22 protein-coding genes are annotated in these 25513 nt (G+C 47.1%); 7 read left to right on the forward strand and 15 right to left on the reverse strand.

The annotated features are described in order from the left end of the window. Window positions 1–11: 11 nt before the first annotated feature. Together S1OALGB6SA_RS01165 and S1OALGB6SA_RS01170 are read right to left on the reverse strand one after the other, a co-directional pair. On the reverse strand, window positions 12–1532 hold the full coding sequence (locus S1OALGB6SA_RS01165) for a sugar ABC transporter ATP-binding protein (RefSeq protein WP_037563012.1): 1521 nt from the start codon (window positions 1530–1532) through the stop codon (window positions 12–14). A gap of 143 nt (window positions 1533–1675) precedes the next feature. Then, on the reverse strand, window positions 1676–2698 hold the full coding sequence (locus S1OALGB6SA_RS01170; protein ID WP_037563014.1) for a galactose ABC transporter substrate-binding protein: 1023 nt from the start codon (window positions 2696–2698) through the stop codon (window positions 1676–1678). 186 nt (window positions 2699–2884) lie between these two features. Here S1OALGB6SA_RS01170 and S1OALGB6SA_RS01175 point away from each other — a divergent pair, with 186 nt between their 5' ends. From S1OALGB6SA_RS01175 to S1OALGB6SA_RS09995, 3 genes are read left to right on the forward strand one after another with little or no spacing between them, the layout of a single operon-like run. After that, window positions 2885–3475: a LemA family protein gene (locus tag S1OALGB6SA_RS01175; RefSeq protein WP_037563016.1), complete on the forward strand. Its 591-nt coding sequence runs from the start codon at window positions 2885–2887 to the stop codon at window positions 3473–3475. Then, window positions 3476–4150: a TPM domain-containing protein gene (locus S1OALGB6SA_RS01180; RefSeq protein WP_037563018.1), complete on the forward strand. Its 675-nt coding sequence runs from the start codon at window positions 3476–3478 to the stop codon at window positions 4148–4150. Window positions 4151–4152: 2 nt separating this feature from the next. Continuing rightward, window positions 4153–4968: a TPM domain-containing protein gene (locus S1OALGB6SA_RS09995; RefSeq protein WP_052080136.1), complete on the forward strand. Its 816-nt coding sequence runs from the start codon at window positions 4153–4155 to the stop codon at window positions 4966–4968. 21 nt (window positions 4969–4989) lie between these two features. Here S1OALGB6SA_RS09995 and S1OALGB6SA_RS01190 read toward each other — a convergent pair whose 3' ends face one another. The 12 genes from S1OALGB6SA_RS01190 to cysS form a co-directional block, all read right to left on the reverse strand. After that, a complete protein-coding gene (locus S1OALGB6SA_RS01190; RefSeq protein WP_124032278.1) occupies window positions 4990–6687 on the reverse strand; it encodes a glutamine--tRNA ligase/YqeY domain fusion protein in 1698 nt (565 codons plus the stop codon). Between the two features lie 120 nt (window positions 6688–6807). Beyond that, entirely contained in the window at window positions 6808–7134 is a 327-nt protein-coding gene (locus tag S1OALGB6SA_RS01195) for a hypothetical protein (protein ID WP_148083993.1), read from the reverse strand. 555 nt (window positions 7135–7689) lie between these two features. Beyond that, on the reverse strand, window positions 7690–8304 hold the full coding sequence (locus tag S1OALGB6SA_RS01200) for a hypothetical protein (RefSeq protein WP_037563022.1): 615 nt from the start codon (window positions 8302–8304) through the stop codon (window positions 7690–7692). After that, entirely contained in the window at window positions 8301–8678 is a 378-nt protein-coding gene (locus S1OALGB6SA_RS01205) for a hypothetical protein (RefSeq protein WP_037563024.1), read from the reverse strand. Before S1OALGB6SA_RS01205 ends, S1OALGB6SA_RS01200 begins: the two co-directional genes overlap by 4 nt. Before the next feature lie 75 nt (window positions 8679–8753). Further along, window positions 8754–11450, reverse strand: a complete 2697-nt coding sequence (locus S1OALGB6SA_RS01210; protein WP_230204345.1) for a valine--tRNA ligase — start codon at window positions 11448–11450, stop codon at window positions 8754–8756. Window positions 11451–11827: 377 nt separating this feature from the next. After that, window positions 11828–13054: a Crp/Fnr family transcriptional regulator gene (locus tag S1OALGB6SA_RS01215; protein WP_037563026.1), complete on the reverse strand. Its 1227-nt coding sequence runs from the start codon at window positions 13052–13054 to the stop codon at window positions 11828–11830. A 164-nt stretch (window positions 13055–13218) separates the two neighbouring features. Next, on the reverse strand, window positions 13219–14511 hold the full coding sequence (gene glyA, locus S1OALGB6SA_RS01220; protein ID WP_037563028.1) for a serine hydroxymethyltransferase: 1293 nt from the start codon (window positions 14509–14511) through the stop codon (window positions 13219–13221). Window positions 14512–14582: 71 nt separating this feature from the next. Further along, window positions 14583–16202 (reverse strand): transglutaminase domain-containing protein, encoded by a 1620-nt coding sequence (locus S1OALGB6SA_RS01225; RefSeq protein ID WP_037563030.1) that lies wholly within the window; start codon window positions 16200–16202, stop codon window positions 14583–14585. Continuing rightward, the gene (locus tag S1OALGB6SA_RS01230; RefSeq protein WP_037563032.1) at window positions 16199–16771 is read right to left on the reverse strand and encodes a hypothetical protein; all 573 of its coding nucleotides are present in this window, start codon (window positions 16769–16771) and stop codon (window positions 16199–16201) included. Before S1OALGB6SA_RS01230 ends, S1OALGB6SA_RS01225 begins: the two co-directional genes overlap by 4 nt. After that, window positions 16768–17298, reverse strand: a complete 531-nt coding sequence (locus tag S1OALGB6SA_RS01235) for an anti-sigma factor family protein (RefSeq protein ID WP_037563033.1) — start codon at window positions 17296–17298, stop codon at window positions 16768–16770. Before S1OALGB6SA_RS01235 ends, S1OALGB6SA_RS01230 begins: the two co-directional genes overlap by 4 nt. Beyond that, entirely contained in the window at window positions 17288–17791 is a 504-nt protein-coding gene (locus tag S1OALGB6SA_RS01240; RefSeq protein WP_230204346.1) for an RNA polymerase sigma factor, read from the reverse strand. The genes S1OALGB6SA_RS01235 and S1OALGB6SA_RS01240 overlap by 11 nt, the downstream gene beginning before the upstream one ends. Window positions 17792–17869: 78 nt before the next feature. Next, on the reverse strand, window positions 17870–19360 hold the full coding sequence (cysS, locus tag S1OALGB6SA_RS01245; RefSeq protein WP_124032280.1) for a cysteine--tRNA ligase: 1491 nt from the start codon (window positions 19358–19360) through the stop codon (window positions 17870–17872). 248 nt (window positions 19361–19608) lie between these two features. On the opposite strand from cysS, the gene murB reads away from it, so the two are divergent. Together murB and mgtE are read left to right on the forward strand one after the other, a co-directional pair. Further along, entirely contained in the window at window positions 19609–20529 is a 921-nt protein-coding gene (murB, locus tag S1OALGB6SA_RS01250) for a UDP-N-acetylmuramate dehydrogenase (protein WP_124032281.1), read from the forward strand. Further along, window positions 20522–21865 carry a magnesium transporter gene (gene mgtE, locus S1OALGB6SA_RS01255; RefSeq protein WP_124032282.1) on the forward strand — a complete coding sequence of 448 codons (1344 nt, stop codon included), beginning with the start codon at window positions 20522–20524 and terminating at the stop codon, window positions 21863–21865. The genes murB and mgtE overlap by 8 nt, the downstream gene beginning before the upstream one ends. A gap of 29 nt (window positions 21866–21894) precedes the next feature. Here mgtE and S1OALGB6SA_RS01260 read toward each other — a convergent pair whose 3' ends face one another. Continuing rightward, window positions 21895–22890, reverse strand: coding sequence for a histone deacetylase family protein (locus tag S1OALGB6SA_RS01260; RefSeq protein WP_124032283.1), 996 nt, complete (start codon window positions 22888–22890; stop codon window positions 21895–21897). A 414-nt stretch (window positions 22891–23304) separates the two neighbouring features. On the opposite strand from S1OALGB6SA_RS01260, the gene S1OALGB6SA_RS01265 reads away from it, so the two are divergent. Both S1OALGB6SA_RS01265 and S1OALGB6SA_RS01270 read left to right on the forward strand, forming a co-directional pair. Continuing rightward, the gene (locus tag S1OALGB6SA_RS01265; RefSeq protein ID WP_124032284.1) at window positions 23305–25191 is read left to right on the forward strand and encodes an adenylate/guanylate cyclase domain-containing protein; all 1887 of its coding nucleotides are present in this window, start codon (window positions 23305–23307) and stop codon (window positions 25189–25191) included. Continuing rightward, on the forward strand, window positions 25172–25513 hold a 342-nt coding region (locus S1OALGB6SA_RS01270; protein ID WP_148083994.1), incomplete at its 3' end, for a hypothetical protein. The genes S1OALGB6SA_RS01265 and S1OALGB6SA_RS01270, both read left to right, overlap by 20 nt.

The raw sequence follows: 25513 nt of genomic DNA on the forward strand, positions 1-25513 counted from the left end.
AAACCTCCATCCTATATCTCAGCTTCAGTTGAATTGATCAGATATTTCATCGCGAGGTTGAATATCTCAGTTTGGTTCGTTTTTTCCGTTTCAACTATGCCAGCCATTCTCCCATTGCTCATCACCATAATGCGATTGGTAATTCCTATAAGCTCCGGCATCTCCGAGGAAACCATAATCACGGACTTACCCTCTCTAGCCAGATTAATAATCAGCTGATAAATCTCGAATTTCGCCCCCACATCAATACCCCGAGTGGGTTCATCGAGTAGCAAAATATCCGGATCGGTTAGAAGCCAGCGTCCAATAATAACCTTTTGCTGATTCCCGCCGCTTAAGTCTCTGATTTGCTCCTTGTAGCTTGGTGTTTTAATCCGCATGTTGTCAATCTGAGTTTCCGTATCTCGCGTCATAGATTTATCGTCAAGAAGTCCAATGGCTCCTCTATACGATTTCACATTGGCGATTGTGCTATTAAAAGTGATATCTGCCACTGGATACAGGCCTGTGCTTCGTCTTTCCTCTGTGAGAAGAGCAAAGCGATTGCCGATGGATTTCTGTGCGGTACTGTTATTGATTTTCCTTCCGTCGATATAAATCTCGCCCGATTCCAATGTTCGAGCGCCAAACAGGGACTCAACCAACTCAGTCCTGCCGGCTCCAACCAACCCCGAAATTCCCAGAATTTCTCCCCGACGCAATTCAAAACTCACATCACGGATAATCGGCGAATACTTGGTAGTGATTTTTGACACTTTCATGTGTATTTCACCAGGGACATTGGTTCTCGGCGGAAAACGATGACCCAAATCCCGTCCAACCATCATATTGACAATCCTCTCCATGTCTAGATTCTCTATTGCTTCGGTGCCAATATACTGCCCGTCTCTCAAAACCGTAACCTCATCCGATACCTCAAAGATTTCGTCCATTTTATGAGAGATATAGATTATTCCAACGCCATGGCTTCGCAGCACACGTATTATATCAAACAGCATTCTAACCTCGTTGTCCGTAAGCGACGAGGTCGGCTCATCCAGAACGATTATTTTCGCTTCATAAGAAACCGCCTTTGCTATCTCAACCATTTGCCTTTGGGATACAGATAGCGCATCCAGCTTCAAGTTTGGGTCTAAATGAATCCCAAGCCGCGCAAAGAGCTCCCTGGAAGCTCTGTACATCGCTTTTTCATCAACAAAAAATCCTTTTCTGGGGTATCTGCCAAGCCAGATATTGTCGGATATGGTTCTCTGGGTAACCTGATTAAGCTCCTGATGCACCATTGATACGCCATTTTCCAGGGCATGCTTAGGATCGATAAAATTGAATTCCTCGCCCTCGAGGAAGAATCTACCCGAATCCTGCCGGTAAATCCCAAACAGACACTTCATCATTGTGGATTTCCCAGCTCCATTTTCACCCATTAGCGAGTGAACAGTACCCGAGCGAACTTGCAAGTGGACATTGTCCAAAACTTTTATTCCGGAGAAAGACTTGCTTAAGCTCTCGATACCTAGGAGATAATCATGCAATCTGTGCCTCCCTCATCCCCTGCGTCAACGGCTTCACCCGGGAACATGGTGCGTCGATTCCCATAACTTCCTGCGATTACCAGGATGCTAGACATCAGGCTCAAAACCGCAGGAAGCTTCAGGTTTCGCAATAGCCGTTGATTTTAACGAAAATCCTGGTAATTTTCGGGTGTAACAGCCACATAGGGTACTCGCACAGCCTTGGACACATTGTCCTCTATTATCCAGTTTGTGCCATCGGTTACATCTTTGCCCAGGGCAGCGTTGACAGCTAAATCAACAGTGGCGCGAGACTGCCCGACACCATCGTTTAGAACAGTGCCATTCATCTCTCCGTCCTCAATGTGAGTCAAAGCCTGATCGAGAGCATCCACGCCATACAGGGGCAGCCACACACCGGCGGCCTTCAGTGCGTTAATCGCTCCAAATGCCATTCCATCGTTGTTGCAGATAACAAGTTCGATTCTGTCTCCAAACGATGCGGTTAACCAGGCCTGCATCTTGTCATTGCCATGCTGAGTAGACCAGTTCGGATCGGCCTCCAGGGCTAGCTGCTCAACTGGAATTTCCGCATCCCGGAAGGCCTTAACCGACTCGACAGTTCTAGCCTCGGCATCCGGGTGTCCAGGCTCTCCCTTGAGCAGTACATATTGAACCACACCGTCCTTGTTCTTATCCCACTCGGGATGTTCCTTCCAGTCAGCCACCATCATCTCTCCCTGGATGATGCCAGACTCGGCAGAGTTGGTGCCTACATACCACACCTTGTCATAAGTGCCCATGATGCCAGCCTCTGTAGCTTCCTTGTTGAATAGAATCAAAGGAATACCTGCGGCAGAAGCCTTTTCGATAACGCTGGCGGCAGAAGCAGGATCAACCAAATTGATGGCCAAAACATCAACCTCTTTGGCAATAAAAACGTCAACTTGATCGTTCAGTTTAGCCTGCTGCCCCTCAGAATCAACTATTATGATCGCAGCTCCCTTCTCGGCCGCATATCTTTCGAGTTCCGGCTTCATTACACCGTTCATGAAGTTGTCCGCAAAACTGTAAATATTGGCGCCGATTACAATCTTTCCTCCCTTCGCATCAGGAGCGCCATTGGCAGAAACGACAACTGGCACAAGCATCAACGCAATTACTGCAAAAACAATTATTCTCCTCATTACTAGAAACCTCCTTATTGTCATGGATTTAAGTTCCGCCCATGCACAAACGTATTTTAACCGAAAATTAGTGGGGTGCCAACCTCTTCTTGGAATAAAAGCTATTACAATTTCTGGCCAAAGCATTGGACAAAATGCCCATCTACCAGTATTTTGGATGATAAGAAATAAGATGGAGTTTGAGATATGCGAATTTATCGCCGCAGCTTAGCTTGGATTGCGATTCTCCTCCCGCTCACGCTCAGTGGCTGCGGGTACAACCGTTTAGTGAGCCTGGAAGAGGATGTGTCAGCAGCTTGGGCCCAGGTTGAGAACGTATATCAAAGGCGTATGGACTTAATACCCAATCTTGTTGAAACAGTAAAGGCATACGCCGCGCACGAAAAGGAAACCTTCGCGGCCGTAACCGAGGCCAGAAGTCAGGCCGGAGGTGTAATGAATATCGACGAGAACCTGCTCAACAATCCCGAAGCTTTCGCTCGCTTTCAGCAGTCACAAGACAGCCTGGGCTCCGCACTGCAAAGGCTTCTCGTGATAACTGAAAACTATCCGGAACTCAAAGCTAATCAGAATTTTCTTGCACTCCAAGACCAGCTCGAAGGCACCGAGAACCGGATTGCAGTTGAGAGAATGAGGTTCAACGAGGCGGTAAGAGCCTACAACACACTTATCCGACGCTTCCCTCAAATGATTATTGCCCGGATAACCGGCTTTGAAGCCAAACCATACTTCGAATCCACAAGCGGTGCCGAAGTCGCTCCAAAGGTGGAGTTTTAGATGGCTTTGCTAAGTTCTGAGGGCGCCGAGCGAATCAGTCAGCTGGTGGAAAAAGCGGAAGCTGAAAGTGGGGGCGAAATTTCCGTTACAATAATCTCCGAATCGGACGACTACGCATTTAGAGAATTACTGTTTGCCCTGGCATTTGGCATTTTGACATATGTGCTTCTTGTAGTTTTCATCAATCCCCTTGGGCTTCTGGTCAACAAACTCCTGTGGAATGTTTCCTCACTTACACTCCCCCTCCTGATGTTTACCATATCCTTCACTATAGGTGCCATATTCTATTTCCTGTTCCAAATACCCTCTCTGGACAGGCTGGTTGTGGGACGCAAGCGCATGGCTGAGGCAGTTAGGCGGCGAGCGCTGAGACAGTTCGTTGAAGCCGAAATTTTCAACACAGTTGATAGAACAGGAATCCTGCTCTTCATATCCAATCTGGAAAGACGTGTTGAATTGATTGCCGATAAAGGCATCAATTCGCTTGTAGTACCGGAAACCTGGAACGCAATAGTAGCTGAATTGGCAGACGGTATGAAGAAAAAACAAACTGAAGCAGCACTGACAACCGCAATCAAGGCGATTGGGGAGCTTATATCAGTACATGTCCCCCGGCGGCCAGACGATAAAAATGAGCTTTCCAACAAACCCACAGAATTAGAGAAAGGATCGTGACTATGGGATTGCTGAGTGCAAAAAAACAACAGAACTCCCGCAAATGGAGAGTGGGCATGGAAAGAATTGTTGTTATTCTCATCCTCCTCGGAACATCAGTCTCCGCCCTGGAAATCGCTCCTTTGCGTGGACGAATCAATGATAATGCCGGCTTATTGTCGCAAGCGTCAAAAAACGAGCTTGAGGCCTACCTTGCGGAACTTGAAAGAGCGAGCGGGATTCAAGTCGCGTTACTCACTATTCCGTCGCTATCGGGTGAAAATATTGAATCTTACAGCTTCCGAGTTGCCGAAGAGTGGGGATTGGGCGACAAAGAGGATGATAACGGCGTTCTTCTACTGGTTGCATTGGATGAACGCAAAATTCGCATTGAGGTGGGTTACGGTCTGGAATCGGTTCTAACGGATGCAAAAAGCGGCTTCATCATCAGAAATGTTATTGTCCCGGAGTTTAAGAAGGGCAACTACAGCGAGGGGATAGTTGAGGGTCTCCTTACAATAGGAGAAGTAGTATCAGGCAACCTTACTATAACAGACGACCAAATAGAGAATTCCAGAAGCAATGATGGCGGCGGAATGCTGATATTTGTTCTAATATTTTTGCTTGTGTTTTTCATCGGATTCATCGGTAGACGCAGCAGGTATCGACGCAGAGGCATGTCACCTCTGGGTGCATTCTTTGTGGGTTCAATGCTCGGCAGCGCGTTCAGGAGTGGTTCCGCATCACGCGGATTTGGCGGCGGCGGTGGGTTTTCAGGCGGCGGGTTTTCAGGCGGCGGTGGCGGATTTGGCGGTGGCGGCGCAAGTGGCGGTTGGTAAAATAATTCTCAGCGTTGCGGATTATCTCTCGCGAGGTAGACTATCCTTACCTGCAAGCTTTGCCCAGCTATCCCTCAAGCCGACAATTTGATTGAAAACGGGTCTACTGCCATAATCGGCTGAATCGGCCACAAAATATCCAGTTCGCAGAAACTGAAATCGCTCTTCCGGTGCCGCATTTGCCAGAGATGGCTCAACTTTGGCGTTTCGAATGATAGTTTCGGAATTTGGATTGGTATAATCTACCAGTTCTCTGCCCTCCTCCACCTTTGAGATATCCGGCAAGGTTATCAGATGATCATATAAGCGAATCTCCGCCTCTACGGCATCATTGCATGAAATCCAGTGCAAGGCTCCCTTGACTTTCTTGTTATCCGGCGACTGTCCACCCCTACTCCGTGGATTGTAGCTGCAAAGCAATTCCACGACTGCGCCATTTTCGTCGCGACGGGCTTCATCCACAGTAACAAGATAGGCATACTTGAGCCGTACTTCTCGTCCCGGGGCCATTCGGAACCATTTCTTTGACGCCTCATCCATGTAATCACTTCTTTCTACCCAAAGCTCCCCGGAAAAAGAAAGATTTCGATAGCCCAACTCCGGTTTATCCGGATGGTTCTCGGCAACAAACTCTTCCACTCTGCCTTTCGGCCAATTAGTTATTGTCAGTTTCACCGGATTGAGAACCGCCATACGCCGCGGCGCACTTTGGTTGAGTTCTTCTCGAACGTGAAAATACAAGAACTCCGTATCGACCAGGCTGTTCGCCTTGCTAACTCCGATTTCCTCGATAAATCTCTTAATCGCGGATGCCGGAAATCCTCTCCGTCTCATGCCCCGCAAGGTTGGCATTCTGGGATCATCCCAGCCCCGCACATAATTCCCCTCCACCAATCTGTGCAGATGTCTTTTGCTTAGTACGGCATGAGTGAGATTCAGAGGAGCAAACTCATATTGACGCGGCCTGCAGGGTACTGATGCATTTTCAATAAACCAATCGTATACGGCACGATGATTTTCGAACTCCAATGAGCAGAGAGAATGCGTGACACCTTCAATCGCGTCTTCATATCCATGCGCGAAATCGTACATCGGATATATGCTCCATTTTTTCCCCGTCTGATGATGAGACTCCTTTCTAATCCTATAAATTGCAGGATCGCGCATCAGGATATTCACATGGTTCATAGCAATTTTTGCGCGAAGAATGCAGGTGCCCTCTTCAAATTCTCCCGATTTCATTCTCTCCAGCAGACCGAGGTTTTCCTCAACACTACGATTACGATAGGGTGAATCCTTCCCTGGTCGGATTGGGGTACCACGATTTTCTATTATTTCCTCTGGACTCTGATTATCAACGTATGCCCTGCCGGTCTTAACCAGCTCGCAGGCCCACTCGTAGAACTGATCAAAATAGGATGAAGCATAACGAGGCTCGCCATCCCATTCGAATCCCATCCAGCATATATCCTCTTTGATGGCGTTTACAAACTCTTTGTTCTCCCTCTCCGGATTGGTGTCATCGTAGCGAAGCCGGCAGATGCCTCCAAATTCCCGTGCAATGGAGAAATTCAGAATAAATGCCTTGGCATGGCCAATGTGAAGATAGCCATTCGGTTCCGGAGGAAAACGAGTAACAACCTTTTTCACACGCCCCGAATCTAAATCAGCCTTAACTATGGAACGGATAAAATCAACTTTCTGCGTTTTCACGCTCATAACTTCCACTCGAATTTAAAGAATATATGGCTCGTCAAAGTTTGAGTCAACAAGTCAGTAGATGCATCTCCGCAAGGATTTCGATTTCCGCTATCCAGAAACCTCCGGCTAACCGCCAATCTAACCTTGTTTATCAGGATCTTCAATCAGTAATCCCTCGGATTCGAAGGTTCTTCTCAGCCAGGCATCGCCCTCCTCGCGCGAAGGGAAGGATCGACTTTGTACCGGCAGCCATCTGGTTGCAGGCGGCCCCGGAGCATGAGGCTCGCCCGCGCCTGCATGAAAGATCCACAAGCCACGGTTCTCATAAGGTTGCCAGGCTATATGAAACACATTGTCTAAATTCACATAGATGCCATCGTCGATTTCCAGAAACACAATTAGAACCTCCATCGAAAAACTCGGAAAGGTTGTCTGTGTAAGTCCTTTCTCACTGATCGTCTCCAAAACCAGTCATCTGTATAAATGTCAAAGAATCCCGCAGCTTTTCAACCATTGATTTGTGCCAATGACTATCGACACTGCAAAAACAAAATATTCGCAGCCTTCCCATTATGAGTTTAGCAACAAATCCTGAGGCCTGGAGCGCAAACTTAGGATGCTGCATCATCCAAAAAAACATACCCGCGATACTGAGCGATTTCTTACGATCGAAAAACTACAGCCTATCCCAGGGCATTCTTCAATCGCAATTCATGCAATATCTTGAAATTTTTCGGCACAGTTCGCCTTAACGGCCGGTTCTCGATAGGTTCAGGATGAATCCTTGAAAATCTGTGCCAATCCGGCCCCCTGGAAAAGCTCGGAAGCTTCTCATCATCCAGTTACCGGGACTCATTGTTGCTCTTTGCCGACAAATATGCTTAATGCATGTTCTTGAGAATCGCCCTGATGCCTCCCGTATTTCAAAACTCATTGAAATTCAGGTAAAAAACAAAGAGCGGTTTCTCACCCGGCGTTCCACTGACGGGCAGAAAGACGCTGTGACGCCATCATCGTCAGTTATTCGTCTTCTCGGGTTAGTTGCATTAAAACCAATCGGTCGGCATCGAGCTTTGCCTTAAACATATTGAATTCTATCAGTGTTCGATTGAGCTCCACCCTGTTGGAAAAAACGCCATAATCATCCATAAGTATCTCGCCAAGAAGTCGAAAGCTTTTTCGAAGACTCGTCTTTTGTTCCAAATCCTGAGTGTTAAGGGCCTTTGCCAGAATAGCGTGATTTATTTTTCGCTTATCAATTAGGAATTGACCAAAAAGTTTGCGATTATCCGGTTCCTCCATTGGCGTCTGCGTCTTTTTGGAATCCGGTGACGTTGGTTTTTTTTGGGGAATTGGCGGCAACTGATCTTTAATATTGAGCGCCTCTTTTCGCGCCATGATTGCAGCCTTAACTTTCTCAAAATCCACCAATGCACTGTTTAATTCCATCCTGTTTCGAAACACCTTGAAATCGTCCAGGAGTATCTGACCCAACAAGCGGGGCGACCCTCGGAGTATATTGCTTTTTTCCTTGTTCTGGATTTCCAGTGCAGCCTCCAAAACCTCAGGTTTTAATCGTCCTTTGCGAACCAGCCATTCACCGAAAACTGCTCGTTCACTAAAAGTTGCGCTCATGAATCACCAGTTTTCCCCAGATAACGTTCTAAAATGATGTCGTAATCATCCCTCCCTGCCTCCAGCTCTCTTTTCAGTTTTTCGAACTGTTCCTCATCAAGTCGCTCCAAGGCATCTTTACTCCATTTCTCCAATGAACGGCGCAACTTGGGATCTGTCAGAACATCCCCGAGATCCTTCAGCATCTTCCCCGTTTTTTCTCCCAGGGCTCGACCGGTATCCTCAATCGCCTCTTTGGGAATGGAGTCCAAATCGACACCGGTTGAGCTTTCAATTGCTCGTATAATTCTTTCTTTTTTTGCTGGGTCTGACAAAATCGACACCAATATCGCAATCCCACCGATTAAGACGATGAACAGGAAAATTTTTCTCAAGAATCTAAACCCCCCGCAATTCAATTCGCGAAATCATCTTAGCCATGAGGTATCAACACCGCTCCTGGCACCTTTCTACCTCACCCGCTTTTTTCCTTCGAGAGCCTCCAGATATTCGACACTCCTTCGTTCCGTATCCTGCATCCAGACTAATTTCAACCGTTCCTTATCCACAACATCCGCAGGCGCTTTTGATACAAAATTCTTATCCAACAGCTTATTTTTCTTCATCACAATTAGTTTTTTCGTTTTGTCGAGAGACACTCGAAATCTGGAGATAGCGGCGTTCACATCAATCAAATCACAGATAAAAACATGTGCCGTAAAGCCAGAACCGACAACCGCCACAGATCCATCCAGGGACTCTCCATTTTGCGATACGGCCAAATCATCAGAGCATGAGAGCATAGCAGCAACATCCCGGAATTCTTCCATCGCTCCCAGAACTTCCCTGGAGGCATCGATTCTCACTTTGGCGATCGTCGAAGAAGATATCGAGAATTCACTCCGGAGAGTGCGAATGCTGCTAACTATGTCCTTCAAGATGTTAAATGCCTTCTCTGCATCCTCATCTTCTCTTGTTGTATTTGTCTTTGGATACTCCGTAACAATCAACGCCTCCTTTCTATCGGGCAGCTTCCCCCATATCTCCTCCGTAATGAACGGAAGGAAAGGATGCAATAGTTTAAGTGATTCCTCCAGCATATACACAAGCAGGGTAACAGTTCGATTCTTCTCCTCCCTAGAGCCCTTATACAGTCCGAGTTTCGCGCATTCCACATACCAATCGCAGTAATCATTCCAGAAATACTCGTACACCGCATGGGCCATGTCGTCAAATCGATAAGTCACCATAGCCTCCTCTACTAAGCCAACAGCATTGTTGAAGCGATGAACAATCCAACGATCGACAGTATTCATTTCGACTTTTTCGAGGTTTACAAAACTTCTCCCTTCCAGATTCATAAGAACAAAGCGAGCGGCATTCCAAATTTTGTTAGCGAATCTCGAACCTATTCTGTTGGTATCCATATCCATCAGAATATCCTCTCCCTGTGCCGATATATAAGCCAGGGTGAATTTCATCGCATCCGCGCCATAGACAGCCACCACCTCCAAAGGATCAATACCATTCCCCAGGCTCTTAGACATCTTCCTGCCTTGTTTATCTCTGAACAAACCCGTAATGTAAATCTCCCGAAACGGAACCTTCCCCGTGAATTCCAAACTCGCCATAATCATCCGAGCCACCCAGAAAAAAATGATATCGTAAGCGGTAACAAGGCTCGTAGTAGGGAAAAAATGCTGCAAGTCATCAGACTCAAGCGGCCAGTCGAAAACGCTGAAAGGCCAGAGCCAGGAAGAAAACCAGGTATCTAGAACATCCTCATCTCTTTCCAAATCCATACAGCCGCATTTGGGACAAGAGGAAGGATCGGTGCGGAGCACAAGGAGTTCACCGCATTTTTTGCAAAGCCAGGCGGGAATTCGATGACCCCACCATATCTGCCGACTTATACACCAGTCTCGAATGTTCTCCAACCAATGCCGATAAGTATTCTCCCACTTCCTCGGGAAGAAAACCATTTCTCCCCTCTTCCAGGATTCCAAGGCTTTTTTTGCCAGCGGCGCCATTTTCACGAACCACTGATTCGAAAGAAAGGGCTCAACTACCGTATAACAGCGATAACAATGACCAACCTGGTGACGATACTCTTTGGAATCCACAAGTGCACCCTCTTTTTCCAAGCGTCGAGTTGTAAGCCGTCTGGCCTCGGCCACAGGATGCCCTTGAACAAACTCCGGCGCCGCCTCATTCATATTCCCAAGCTCATCAATTACGCGAATTCGTTCCAAGTCATGCCGTTTTCCAATTTCAAAATCATTCATATCATGGGCTGGTGTAATCTTCAGTGCCCCGGAGCCAAATTCCACATCCACATAGGAATCCGCAATAATTGGAATTTGTCTCCCGATAATCGGTATTTGAACCTTTCTACCAATAAGACCGCCATAGCGCCGATCGTTCGGATTTACTGCAACCGCTACATCGCCGAACATAGTTTCCGGCCTGGTTGTTTGAACGCTAATGCCTCTAATTTCTATCCCATCCTGCTCTATGAGACTCTCCCCATCGGAAAACGCATAAAAAATCTCCCACAACCTACCCTCCTCCTCTTCATGTTCAACCTCATCGTCCGACAGGGCTGTGCCACACGAAGTACACCAATTCACAAGATACTCACCCCGATACAATAAATCCCGTTCCCAAAGATTTACAAAGGCTTCACGAACCGCACGCGAATAGCCCTCATCCATAGTAAAGCGCTCCCTTTCCCAATCACAAGACACCCCGATACTCTCTAACTGCTTCTTGATAATCCTATGATGCTCATCCTTAACCTTCCAAGTCTCCTTGATGAATTCCTCCCTATCCAAATCCACTCGTTCGACTCCCCGCTCTTTCAATCTCCGTTCAACCACATTGTGAGTCGCAATACCAGCATGATCCGTTCCGGGAACCCAAAGAGTCTCACGTCCCTGCATTCGCCAGTATCGAATCAGGATATCCTGCAGCGCACAATTCAACCCGTGCCCCATGTGCAAATCACCGGTAACATTGGGCGGCGGAATCACAATGACAAAATTCCCATCCCCTGCACGAGGCGAAAAATATCCTGCATTCTTCCACATATGGTAGATTCTCTCTTCAAAATCCTCAGGATTATAAGATTTCCGCAGCTTAATCGCTTCCATAGCAATATCTCCCATAAATATACTCCGGCAATACTAACTCAGGCATCCTATCAGAACCAGATGCCAAGAAAGCAAGCCATGGTTGGAAGCACCTCAGTCTCCACCGTTTCGATATCATCAAAACAAAGCACTACTTCTAATGACAATGAGAAATAAGCATAGCACTTAAAAAATGAATAATCTCAAGCGAAGAGTTCAAGTTTCGAGTTCCACATGCTCCCTATCGACTTCCAAGTCGCTGCAAGCCGCGGGAATCACACTGTAGCGAATGAGCAGCGACAGGCGCGCCTGGCATCTACACCAAACAGACAGCGGCGTATAAGCAGGCAGCTATCGGAATTCCGACGCTTCAACCCCTGCGTTTTCAGCTAGTCTCACACTTGAACCGCTCCCTATTGGCGAGCGCGCTCCCTACGAGATTCTCTGCGAATCTCCATCTTCTTATAATAATCTGCGGATTTCTTTATTAGAGAAATATCCGGACAATAAATCTTGTTATCGACAATCGAGAGATCCTTTCTTTCAAGTAAAGTCGTTATCGCGCCGCGTCCCGCATCTTTTGCCAATCCCAGCATGTTAATAAGCTCGTTCGGTCCAAAACCAAAAGTATGGGCCTGGCGAGAAGATATATCCTTCCTCTCCTTTTCAAGCTCCAGCAACAGGCTGTCATACAAGCGGCCGATGGGGTCTTCTATCAGGGTATTTCGAAGCTGGCGATTCAAATTCCATATCCTTTCGGCTAACGAAGAAGTGAGTCTGGAAATCATTTTGGGCTGTTCCACCACCATACCCTTGAAGTTCGCCCGATTAACAGCCATGATAATCGAGTCTTCGTGGGCAATAGCCGATGCACTTCGCGGCTTATTCTCAAGTAGAGCCATTTCACCAAAAATATCGCCCGACTTCAGCAATGCCAACAACACCTCATTGTTATTGACAATCTTCGTAATTCGAATACTCCCCTTCTGGATAATGAAAAGTTCAGGACCGCCTTCACCCTCCGCGAACAGCATAGTGTTCTTTGGATATCGACGAATAAACTGAGACGTATCGGGATTGAGATTGGCCGTTTTCGCATACGGTTTTATTTTCGCCATCCTCTGACTTGCAAGTTCTACATTTGAACCGTTGGGATTGGCTTCGCAATACTTGTAGTAAGCATAATAAGCCTGATTGAACTGACTCTGTTTCGCGTAGTATTCGGCCACATGGAATAGATGTCTTTCATCAACCTCTGCGGAACTTTTGAATGTCAAGCGGGTAAGGGCTTGATCTAACTGACGAACCTGACGTGAGAATCCGTTGATAATCTTCATAGCCACTGGCGTGTTTCGCTTTATCAAGAGAGAGTATTGGTCGGATCGAACAGTAATCAAAGTGCAATCATCCAGGGCAACGGCATTGTCGATGTGATTGTGGCTGCTCATCGTGGACACAACACCGAAGAAATCACCGGGTTTGAGAATGGACTCATCTTCCTCCTCTGGAATTTTTAAGTCTTTCTCAATTCTCACCCTGCCGGAGCGTATTATATAAAACAGCTTCGCGTTTTTTCCTTCAATGGTGATATAGGCACCCTTATTGTAAGCGACCAGGCCCAATTGTAAGGGATTACTCATAGCAACTCCAAAAAGTACCTGCATAAAAGCGGATGCACCCTGGACACAAAACTCTTTGATTCATACATGGACAAACACCGTCAAAACCCCGCGAAATCCAAATCTCACAACCATTCTAAGGATCAACTGTCGGCACCGTCAAGCAATTAGCAATTTCAGCTTCTCTAATACACAGGAAAACGATTACACAACTCCTTCACCTTGCCGGCTAACACTCCAAGCTTAACCTCATCTCCATTGGATTTTAACGCTTCAGCAATATAGGATGCCACTTCCGGCATATGGGCTTCCCCAAGTCCCCTGCTGGTAATGGCCGCCGTTCCCACTCTGATGCCTGAGGTAATACCAGGCGGTTTCGGATCGTAGGGAATCATATTCTTGTTCACAGTTATGCCGGCAATATCCAGCCATTTCTCCGCCTTTCTGCCACTGACATTCATGGAACTCAAGTCCACCAGCATCAGATGATTGTCCGTACCACCCGAAACAAGTCGCAGCCCGTTTTCAACGAGATGGCTGGCCAGGGTACTGGCGTTACTCTTCACCGACTTCTGATAGGTTTTGAAGTTATCTCCCAGTGCCTCATTAAAAGAGGCAGCCTTTGCTGCAATAATATGCGGTAGAGGACCTCCCTGGAGCCCGGGGAAAACTACGCTGTCGACGATTTCTCCTAAATTTTTGACTTTCCCCGACTGTTTTGCGGTAATACCCATGTCGTTATCGAGAAGCTTGCCGATTAAAATCAAGCCGCCCCTGGGGCCGCGAAGAGTTTTATGGGTGGTGCACGTGGTAATATGAGAATGAGGCACTGGAGACGGATGTTCGCCTACGGCCACCAACCCCGCGATATGGGCCATATCGGACACCAGCAGGGCGCCCGCCTCATCAGCTATCTCTCGGAATTTCTTGAAATTCAATGTGCGAGGATAGGCCGACGCGCCGGCTACAATAATCCGCGGTTGATGTTTAAGAGCCAATTCGCGCAGATTATCATAATCGATTGTCTCGCTATCCCTGCCAACCCCATAACTAACGATATTGTAGTCGATTCCCGAGAAGCTAACCGCCGATCCATGACTAAGATGTCCACCCTGGGAAAGTTCCATGCTCAGAATGGTATCGCCATGCTTCATCAACGCTCGATAGGCGGCCATATTGGCACCGCTGCCGCAATGCGGTTGAACATTTGCGTATTCCGCGCCGAAAAGCTGTTTGGCTCTCTCTCTTGCGAGGTTCTCAACTATGTCCACATACTCGCAGCCGCCATAATAACGTTTAGACGGATACCCCTCGGCATACTTGTTTGTAAGTATCGAACCTGCTGCCTCAAGTACAGCTTGCGATACGTAGTTCTCCGAGGCAATCAACTCCAAACAGTTCTGCTGACGGGAGAGCTCCAGCAATATGGCCGCATTTAATTCCGAGTCCGATTCAACCAGATGTCGTCTATCAAGCAAGTCATTTCTCCATTTCCAAGTATATCGCGGGACAGGATAGCCTGCGAGAGTTCTGCTTGCAAGTAGTAGATTTACCGGCGGAGCGCCGTTACCTCGGGAACGGGCCAGTTGCTTCGATAGCTTTCAAGATTGCCGGAAAGTTCTTCATAAGCGCCTTGAAGCGTATAAATCTCCTTTGCCCTGCGTAATCGCGGCTCAGGTTGTAATGCCGACGAGCTTAAGATACCTCTGGAAAAGGCTATATGCCTTCCCTCAAGGGCTCCGAAATAATAGTCGGCAGATTCGGCCAGTTTGATGCCGGAATCCCCCAGTGCCGAATCGACAGGAATCCATCCAATCCCATTTATCCATATTTCGCTCCACCACCAGAGTCGAGTACTCAGATCATCCAGAATGAGAATCCCCCCCACCGGACGAGCCGGAACGCCTGCGGCCCTTGAGATAGAGGTGAACAATAAACTGTAACCAAAGCTGTCGGCTGAGTCACTCGATATATACTCTTCAAGAGATTGGCTTTTTGAGTTCTCATCAAACGAGAATTTATTGATTACATAGTTATATATGCTTTGGGATTTAGACCAATTGCTTCGTTTGTTTGCCGCCAAACTGGAGCCTAGCTCAGCAACTAAATCCGGCTTAATCCAGTTATCCTGAGCAAGTCCGGCTATAATCTCAGGGTGGGAGGGATCGTATGGAGTTTCTCTGCTGATGCTTACTTCAACCGAGTGGGTTTTCAGGAAAATCTGCCTGACTATACTGACGCTCTCGTCGTTATCCAGGTTTTCCAATCGATAGAGGTTCAGATTGCCTTTCGCATTGATAGGTGAATATGGCTTCACGCTGTAAGCATCCAACACCACCACATCCCCTTGGCCAATGCCAGCCGACGGAGAAGGTATGTGGAGATAAAGCGCATTCCGGGGAAACGATTTAACTTCGGTAATGGCAATTTTCTGCCGCAGCGACCAGCGGAATGCTTCGCCCTGCAAGATTTCTCCCGCATCTTCGATGAGCTCCACCGAAAATGGATTGCTGAACGTAGTCCCCTTTTGGAGGTAAATATTTCCGCTCGATGTGCCTTCGGGAATCCAGAACTGAACGGCATTTTCGGTCCATTTGCCAATATTGTGCGCTTCTACGTAAAGTCTGAGATCCGGTTCTTCCGCACTCAAACGCAATGATGTATCCCGACTGTTCAGCCAAATACGTCCGCTGCCGCGTTTATCTCCAAAACCCTCTCCATGCAAGGTTATGAGTTCCCCAATCCGGAGATTCTGAGGTTCGGCGTGTTTGATATAAGGCGCTCCAGGAAGCCAGGGACCGTACTCAATTTTTGGGAAACGGGTCTCATCACCGAGAACCATCCCGTTGGAAACGCCGGAACGGGTTTCAACCTTGACGATTGCCGTGCCGTCGTTGCGGGGAACCTTTGCCAGAATGCGATTATCTTCCCATTCCAGGACGTTGGCAGAACTGAGTGGAAAGGAACCGATGAAAAGTTTCGAGCCATCCAGGCCTTTCCCAAAAGTTTTTCCTCGAATCTCTATCTGATCACCCGGGGCGGCCGCAAGTTTGTTCAACTCAAGGATTACTGGCTTTCTCTGATATTTAATAACTAACACAAAAAAGGTACCTGCAACCGCGCATAAGAACACCACGGTTGTCCAGCGAGAAAAAACAGTGCTTTTCACTTGATTGCGGATGACTCCTTTGAAAGATCGAATTGAACGGCGGAATCCAGAGCTGATTCGATGGCATCGCGATCTTCCTTGCTCAGAGTATCCAGGTAGGGTGTCACCTCGACAGCCATCCGAATTTCCACATCTTCGACAAGTTCGGATGAACGACCCAGAGGGTAATAGTATAATGCATCCCGATATTCCACCGTGAGGCTTGTGAGCGAACTCGAGTACTCCGAACCAACCCGGATTTCACTTCTGGCCACAAGAAGCAGCTTGTTTTCTTCGGCAGGATAAAGAGTGAATTCCACCTTGAGGTGTGAATCTTCACCGTGTAGACGGAGCTCCACTGGTCGTCCCGGAACCGTGATTTTTTTCACCTTGGCTTCCCATGTTCCGGCCGGATTGTCGGGTATACTGGCCTCCACATCGATTAGCAGGTACAGAGCCTCTCGAAGAAGCTTCCCGACGTCAATGGAATCTGCTGTTTCCTGCGCTCCAGATGCAACTGATACACAAAGGAACAGAAACACTTCCGGAAAAAACCGGAATTTGATGGGCGATACTGGCGATACTATCAAGGTTCTCCCTCTATAACGGCTGATCGAATCATTAGGGGATCGCCAAGTCGAGTAAAGGTTAGGGGCAAGGTGTGTATCGAGCTTATATCTGAATTTGTTCTTGCCTCCTCCAAGTAGCTAAGTAAACTCTCCAATTCACTCGGGGAAATTGAAAATGTTATCACCGTGGGCTCATGGGAAAATACGCGATCTCCGTCTATGGATCTGGAGACGAAATTCAACACTCCAAGAATTGAGATTAGTATGAGCGCGGCAACAGCCAGCGGCAGGGGAACCTCTATTCGTCTGGGACCGCTAATTCGCGCTAATCTCGCCTTTCCCACATAATTCCAGAACTTGCGATAATGATCCGCATTATTGTCGATTGTGGGTTCCTGCAGGCCCAGAATCTCCCTCTGGAATTCAAACATGTGCAGCGTCGAACGGCATGCCTGGCAGAACTGAATGTGTCTGCTAAGTGGTTTCCGCCGGCGTTCCGATAGTTCCCCATCGAAGTACACTGAAAGCTTATAAGCGTTAGGGCACATATAAATCTTCCTTCTTCAGATATTTTGACAAATGCTGCCTGGCGCGAAAGATTCTAATTTTAACATTGTTTTCGGAAATGTGTAGTATCTGTGCAATAATCGAATAGGGGTATTCGGCGTATGCTTTCAATATCAGGGGCACTCTGAGTTTATAGGGCACTTTAAGGAGGGCTTCCTGAACATATTTTCGTGATTCGTCGGATAGCGTAGCAATCTCACCTTGGTTTAATGATTCGCGCATTGGTTTGCTGGCAATATCCAGGTAGGCTTTTCGTTCGCGGCGAATTCTCTTCTCATGGCTTAAGGCCAAATTCTTTACCACCCGTATCAGCCAATACCTCGCTTCTATGCCTTGGGGTAATCGCTTCCTTCTTTCGTAGTATCTTAGAAACGTTTCCTGGCAAAGCTCCTCGGCCACCTCCGAGGAATCGCAAATTCTACAAGCTATCCGTAGCAATTGCGTATAGAAATCGTCAAAAAGCTCCGAAAACACCTGGTTGTCAGCGTCTCCTTCATTCTTAGATAGCAGCCGGGGAATCAAGGGGTTACTCTGGGATTTTGAGTTTGGACATCAAAGTTTTTCCAGTTTGGGACCGCTCGGGCGATCGCTTACCTTCCATCCCAGTTTAAGGAGAGTATCCCTAATCTGATCGGCGGTGGTCCAGTCCCCGGCTTTTCTGGCTCTTTGGCGCCTGTCTAACAATTCGTTCAGTTCTCCGTTAAGCTTTTCGGAATTTTCCACGCTGATATTGGCCAGATCGAGGCCAAAAACCTTATCCATTTCAAGGACTGTAGACAATTTTTGCTCCGGAGAAGTATTTCTATCCTTCAGAAGCAACCACAGCTCCGCCAACGCTCTTGGGGTGTTCATATCTTCTCCGAGAGCTGCACGGAAAGATTTTATTCTGGCTGTTCCACTATGCCCGAAATCATCCTTACTTCCTGTGACTGCGTTCACTGTGTTCGCAAAGTTCGAATCGCCTGTTTCCGAATTAACGCCCCCTCCGGTTTTTCTGGCTTCGATGTCTTCTTTCAGTGAGCCAACGCGATGGTTCAGGGATTTCCTGGCCATGCGGGCGTTTTCGAGGGACTCCTGGGAGTATATAAGCTGAGTACGATAATGACCACCCAATATGAAGTAGCGGTAGTCGAGGGGATGAAAGCCCATATCGCAGAGGCTTTGAAGTGTGATGATTTCGCCTTCGCTTTTCGACAGCTTCTGATTCTTCATAATGAGGAATTCGTTATGTATCCAATAGTTTACCCAGCGGTGACCCAAAACGCCTTCACTTTGAGCAATTTCATTAGTGTGATGAACCTGGATATGATCTACCCCTCCCGTGTGTATGTCTATTCGTTCACCTAAATATTTTGTGGACATTGCGGAGCACTCAAGATGCCAGCCTGGATAACCTCGGCCCCAGGGGGAATCCCATAGCATGGCTTGATGTTCGAATTTACCCTTAGTGAACCAAAGTACGAAATCCAGCGGATTGTGTTTATTTTCATCGATATCCACCCTGCTGCCATGCTGCAGATTCTGCTTGCCGATTAGAGCCATTCGACCGTATTCGGGGTATTTGGCAGTATCAAAGTAGACGTTTCCGCTCTCTACGTAGGCTAGTTTGCGTTCAATTAGACGTTGGACCAGCTCGATCATCTCGGGGATGTGTTCAGTGGCTCTGCATGCGATGTGAGGGAGAAGTATGTTCATGCGTTCTATGTCTTTGAAGAAGGCCTTAGTGTAAAAATCAGCTATTTCCCATACGGACATTTCTTGTCTTCGAGCGCTCTCCAGCATTTTGTCTTCGCCGCTGTCGGCGTTGTCGCTCAGATGTCCCACGTCTGTTATGTTCATTACATGCTTTACCTGATAGTCGAATAGAGTGAGGGTGCGGCGCAGTATATCCCAGTGAGTATAGGCTCTGAGATTGCCTATGTGGGCGTAGTCGTAAACTGTCGGACCACAGCAATACAAGCGTACTTTGCGAGGTTCGATGGGTATGAAATCCTGGAGTTTGCGGCCATCAGAATTATGAAGTTGAAGTGTTTCAGTATGCATATTGCTCATCTCCTAAAATTGGGGGTGGCATGTTATAGTGCCGGATTGCCCACTTTATATTCTTCCGGCGACACTTCCGCGCTCGATGCTGTCTCTTCCAGCATGTCTCTATGTCAAGATGCTGAAACTTAGAGTGCTGTGCTCGAAGTTACAACTTCCACTGATGCTTTCTTGTTCGCTGATACAGCATTTGATTGAGAATTCTGCCTCATGTTGCCCCTGTCGATTCTTAGGCATAGTATTATAGTGTGCCAAAAATAACTGAATCGATGAATACATTCAACATCAAGGGACCCCTTCTCGAACGGGAACCCATGTGGAGTCATACAAGCTTTTCGGTAGGGGGGAATTCGGACTTTTTTGCCGTTCCGGCTGATTTGGAAGATCTTCGTAATTTGCTCGCTGATGCACGCCATGCGGATTTAGAGAAGTTTATCCTCGGGGGAGGTTCGAATTTATTGGTAGCTGATTCTGGAATTCGGGGTTTGGTTATTGATATGAAGAATTTCGACTCATTTGAATCTCAGGGAAAAACCTTGGTGTTGGGTTCGGGTTTGTCAGTGTCGGACGCCGCATGGCGTGCGGGCTCGATTGGAATGGCTGGCCTGGATTTTCTCTTTGGAATGCCGGGGACAGTCGGGGGAGCCCTTTGGATGAACGCCAGATGCTACGGCGCACAGGTATCAGACTTTGTGGCTTGGGTTGAAGTGATGGATTGGGAAGGCAGAGTTGAAAGAATGGTGGTACCTGAAGATGAGTGGGGCTATAAGAAATCCTTGTTTCAGAGAGGTGAATTCATAATTATCAGGGCTGGATTTGACATTGTTCAAAGCAATTCGGAGGCGCTGCAACGTGCAATGCTGGGCAGAAGAGAGAATAGGCTTTCGAAGGGGCACTATAAGTTTCCTTGCGCGGGCAGCGCATTCAAGAACAACAGGAAGTTCGGGGTGCCATCGGGGGTTTTGATAGATCGTTGTGGCATGAAGGGCTATAGAGTCGGTGGCGCAGCAGTATCGACTTGGCATGGAAACATCGTTATCAACGATCGAGCTGCCATCGCCACAGACATTGAGATGATTCTGCTCGCGGTTGCCAAGCGTGTCGAAGTCGAGATGGGGATTCGTCTGGAGCGAGAAATTCTGCTGGTTGGAGATTGGAAGAATGGGTGAGAACTTAGATGGACTGATGCAGTTTCTTGAACTCGATGACAATAAGTTTCAGGAAGCGCTGAAAAACCTGACTGTGGCGGATTTGGCTGGAAGGTGGTACGAACTCGATGATCAGCAAGCGCTCAAGTTCTTTTTGGCCTTGAGACAGGAGACTCGAGGCGAATTGATCGCTGAACTCTCAAATGTCGAACAGAAAACCCTGGTGGCAGCGCTTTCGATTCAGGCTACTCGGGATTTGCTTGAGGTTATGGATCCTGATGATCTTGTCGATCTCATTCAACAGGTTTCCCCGGAAATTCGGTTGGAAGTGATAGGCCAATTGAGCGAAGAGGTTCGCAAGGAGGCGGAATTCTTACTGCGCTTCGATGACGATGATGCCGCCGGCCAAATGACCACGCGTTATGCTGTTATTAGAGCGGATATCACCGCGAATCAGGCTCTTGCCTTTCTCCGTCGTGCGCCAGAGGAGCTCGAAACTATTTACTATGTTTATGTCGTGGACAGCTTGCAGAGATTGATCGGAGTTGTTTCTCTGCGACAGATTTTAATGACTGCGAATGATGTAAAAATTGCCGATGTAATGAAACGCAGCATTGTCAGTGTCCGTGAGGATACTGATCAGGAGGAAACGGCTAAGGTTCTGGAAAGTCATGGTTTAATTGCTCTTCCCGTCGTTGACAGATGGAACCGACTTCTGGGTATCGTAACTTTCGATGACATGATTGAAGTTATTCGCGAGGAGCAGAGCGAGGACATTTATCGCATGGGTGCTATTGGGGGGGGGGATGCGGAGTTTTATCTCGAATCATCGATTATGCGACTTATCTGGCGTCGCTTGCCGTGGTTGGTGCTTCTACTGGTAGTGGGAACGATTACTACCAATGTCCTGGCTGGCTACGAGCTTCTAATTGGCAGGTTTGCCTTTCTCGCACTGTTTATCCCGGTAATAACTCAGACAGGAGGTAATTCCGGTACTCAATCGTCAACGTTGATAATACGAGGACTCGCAATCGGCCATCTGCATTTTCAACTAATCGGCAGGGCGCTCTCAAAGGAACTTGCCACGGGAGTAGTGATTGGTTTAGTGACAGGCGGAATAATCTTCCTGCGAGGTTTTCTTCTTCCACCAGAGCTCGAAAAAATGGAAGCTCTCGCTATTGGTATTTCGCTGGCGTCGGTGGTTTTTTTTGCAACTTCCATGGGCTGTCTGGTGCCATTCATTATCAGCCGTTTAAAGGGCGATCCGGCGGTGGCCGCAGGCCCAATGATGACCACTATAATTGACATCGCGGGGCTTACCGTCTATTTCGAAGTTGCAAAACTGCTGCTCACCTGATACGGGCGCTGTTCCACCAGTTTTTCCCGCTAGCCCAAACGCCTGGCAAGGGCCCATTCCAGAAATGCTGCATGGATTTGCCAGGAATTCTCACCATAGCCTCCAGCTGTAAGCCACAGAGAGGGAACCCCGATGTGCTCAAGGAACAAATAAGTGAGTCTGTCCCTTTGCGTTATTTCTTCGAAGCTGAGATTGAGAAGTTTTGTAGAAGGTAAGGCATCGTTCTCCCAGGGATCCGCGCCTGCTAAAACAATCGCCAAATCCGGTTTGGGACCCGATTCCAATTTCTTGTAAGCCATCTCGAGTCGCTCCAGATAGCGCTGTTCTTCACCGCTCTCGACTGGAATATCGATATCGCTTGGAATCCAAGAAGGATGGTTGTTTGATAGCGAACCATCGATGGGCCAGCCTCGGGCCATATGAATGCTCAAGGTTGTAACTTCCTTTCTATCTGCAAATATGGCGGCTGTACCATCGCCTTTGTGGGCATCTAAATCTATAACCCAAACTCCATTTACAACCCGCTCAGTCTGCAGTTTGCAAATTGCCAGAGCTGTGTCGTTTAGCGGACAGAATCCATGACCAAAATCCCGATGTCCATGATGAGCACCTCCGCCAAGATAGTGACAAAAGCCCGTATCCAAGGCAATTCTGGATGCCCTATAGGTTCCAGCCTCCATTTTCAGCAGACGGGGTACTAGGTCTCTCAAAGGTTTTGAGGCATTTTCCGGTTTCCAACGATTATGAGTGCCATCGGAATTTATTAGTTCAAAACCAGATATCAACCTTTCTTCCGCTCTCAAATCAAAAAAACCACTGGCATAATCCCAGGCGTTCACTCTCAGCAAGTCATTGAGAGTGTATATATCCTCGAATCCTTCGATTAACCAATTGGATCCTGCACCCTCCAATTTGCGGTTTCCGCTTAAGGCCGACAGTGTATTAGACTTCTTTGAATCAAAGGTTGGGATTTCAATGCCAAAACTTGGAAAATCCAGTTCCGTTCTTTTGTCAAATAGAACCATGGGGATATAGTCTCAAATTCTAATAGCAAGGTCCATCTGGCTTGTCTCGATCATCAAGGCAACACACGAGCCCCGGAAACAGCTCGAACGGGTGACAATGGAATTGCATATGAAGTTTCACGATGCAACAGTAAATGGAAAACAGACTGGACAGCTGCAGCGGCACTTCTCAACATCTCTCTATTTAAGTATGCAAAACACTTCCACAAGCACTTCATTTAGAAATAGATGGCCTTTGTGAGAAACCACAGGTCTCGAAAATCGAATTGCGTTCGGTTAAGGCTCGATATCCCCGGTGTGTGTATGAAAATCTCGAATGCCCTCTAAAACTGATCATAAAAACTCGAAGCTAATTGACAGAATGCTGTATACTTGAAATATGAACACTTATAATTCCAATTAGGTGAAGATATTATGCAAAAAAAATTTGAAACAGACGACAGCAAACTTCAAGTAAGATTTCCAGTAGCTTTGAAGCTTATAATCATTGTCTCGCTAATCGTCATCGTAGCGATGTCTGTTCTCACTTATATTTCTCTAAGCTTTTTTGAAAGAGAAACGAAGAACAGGATAAGAGATAACAATATCTCACTGTCTCAAACGGTTGCTAATCAATCTGAAAAAGAAATTCTCCAACTACTCAATTCCGCTAATCTACTATTTCAAATTGGTTTGACATCCAGTGGAGAAGTTTCGCTGGTTGAAGATTTCTTCGCCAATTCCAGATCGCTGATTTTTGTCGGTATACCAGGCAATGATTTCAATTTCTCCAATCGGGATTGGTTCAGAACAAACGGTATATTCAATGAATCAGCCATTCTCAACAGTATCATAGCAACCCATTCTGAAATTGTTGATAAGACTCGAGGCGGCGAAACATTTATTATAAACGTATCCCCGTTGATACCCAATTTGGATTCCCCGGTTATTGCATTGTTCACGCCTTTTCTATTTGGGACTGAAAGGCAAGCTTTTGTAGTGTTAGCCGATGTGGGCGCAAGCTTTGCAGAGAGCGTGCAAACTCAAGAAGGTTTTACAACCACGATGATTATCAACTCCGAAGGAGAGATACTGGCGCATCCAGATTTCGCAAGGGTATTGGGAGGTGAAAATATACGAAATTCCGAAATATTCGAGAAAGTTTATTCACAGGGTGTACCAAGGGGTCAAATAATTTACGAAGAAAAAACAGACGAGGGATTGGTTAACGTGATGGGTTCATTCGCCCTGATATCAGTCGGTGATCTGAGTGTTATCACCACGGTTAGGGAGACAGATGCGTTTGCTGTCGTAAAATCAATTCGAGTATTGAATTGGACTCTCCTTGGCATCGTACTCTCTTTTGCGATACTCGGAATCTATTTTTTCTCGCAAAGCCTTTCCAATCCTCTCAAGGAATTGGCTCTTGCGACGGTGCAAATAAAAATTGGGAACTACAATACCATAATACGCCCGAGAACTAGGGATGAAGTTGGTCAGCTGGCTCGTAGCTTTTCTTCGATGGTGCCTAGCCTGATGGCCAGAGAACGCCTGTTCCAGAAGACAGAGGCCTTCGTCAATAAGCAAGTTGCCCAGATGATAGATGATGATACCCTCCCCGAGTATGCTGAAACCAAGGAGGTAACGGTTTTCTTCTCCGATATCAGGAATTTTACTGCCAAGAGCGAAGCAATGGGAAATCCGCAATTGGTTATAAACAATCTCTCTGAATACTTCAGAATCATGGTGCCCTGCGTAGAACAGACTCAGGGCACTGTTGACAAGTTTATTGGAGACGCAGTAATGGCCGTGTGGGGAAGCATGCACGAACTCGAAAATTCTGCCGAAAATGCGATAAACGCCTCGCTGTTGATGAGATCGGCGCTTAGAAAATTCAATGTTGACAGGGGTAGTGTTGAACGACCCATTTTCCAGATTGGTTGCGGCTTAAACAGTGGTTCAGCCACCGTGGGGATAATGGGCGATCCATCGAGCAAAATGGAATGGGCTCATATGGGAGATACTGTCAATCTAGCCAGTAGAATTGAAGCTCTAAACAAGCCGATGGGCACTGATATCATCATATCACAATCAACAGCCAGTCGCGTTGAAGGCATCTTCAGCATTGTCCCCTTGAAGAGAATCAAGGTTAAGGGCAAATCCAAGCCGCAGCTACTCTATGCGGTTCTCGGACGCATGGACGACGAGACCCGACCCAGGTCCCTTGGCGAATTAAGAGCCATGGTTGGCATTACCAACACTTTCGGAGCATCTTCTGATTCAGAGGAGCATGAAGTCAAATATGAAATTCTCGATTCGTAATACTCTCGTAACCATATTACTGTTATCTTCGGCGGCACTCTTCGGATGGCTTTTCCAACGCGAACTCAATAGAACAACCGAGTTCGTAGATGGAATTGCGGTTGGGGAAATAATAGAAGTTCGGGGCCAGGTGCAGCGGCGTTTTAACAGGCAAAGCAAGTGGGACGCCATCATTGAAGACGAAGAGATTTTTAATCTTGATTCCGTCAGAACCATGAAAGGCTCCAATGCCATCATTTTCCTCAAAAAAACAGACGACAAGGGCAATGAGGTTTTCGACGAAATAATGATGGGATCCGATACGTACATAGTATTTGATCTT

The sequence above is a fragment of the Olavius algarvensis spirochete endosymbiont genome (assembly GCA_900608495.1).
Taxonomy (GTDB): Bacteria; Spirochaetota; Spirochaetia; order DSM-2461; family DSM-2461; genus UBA2779.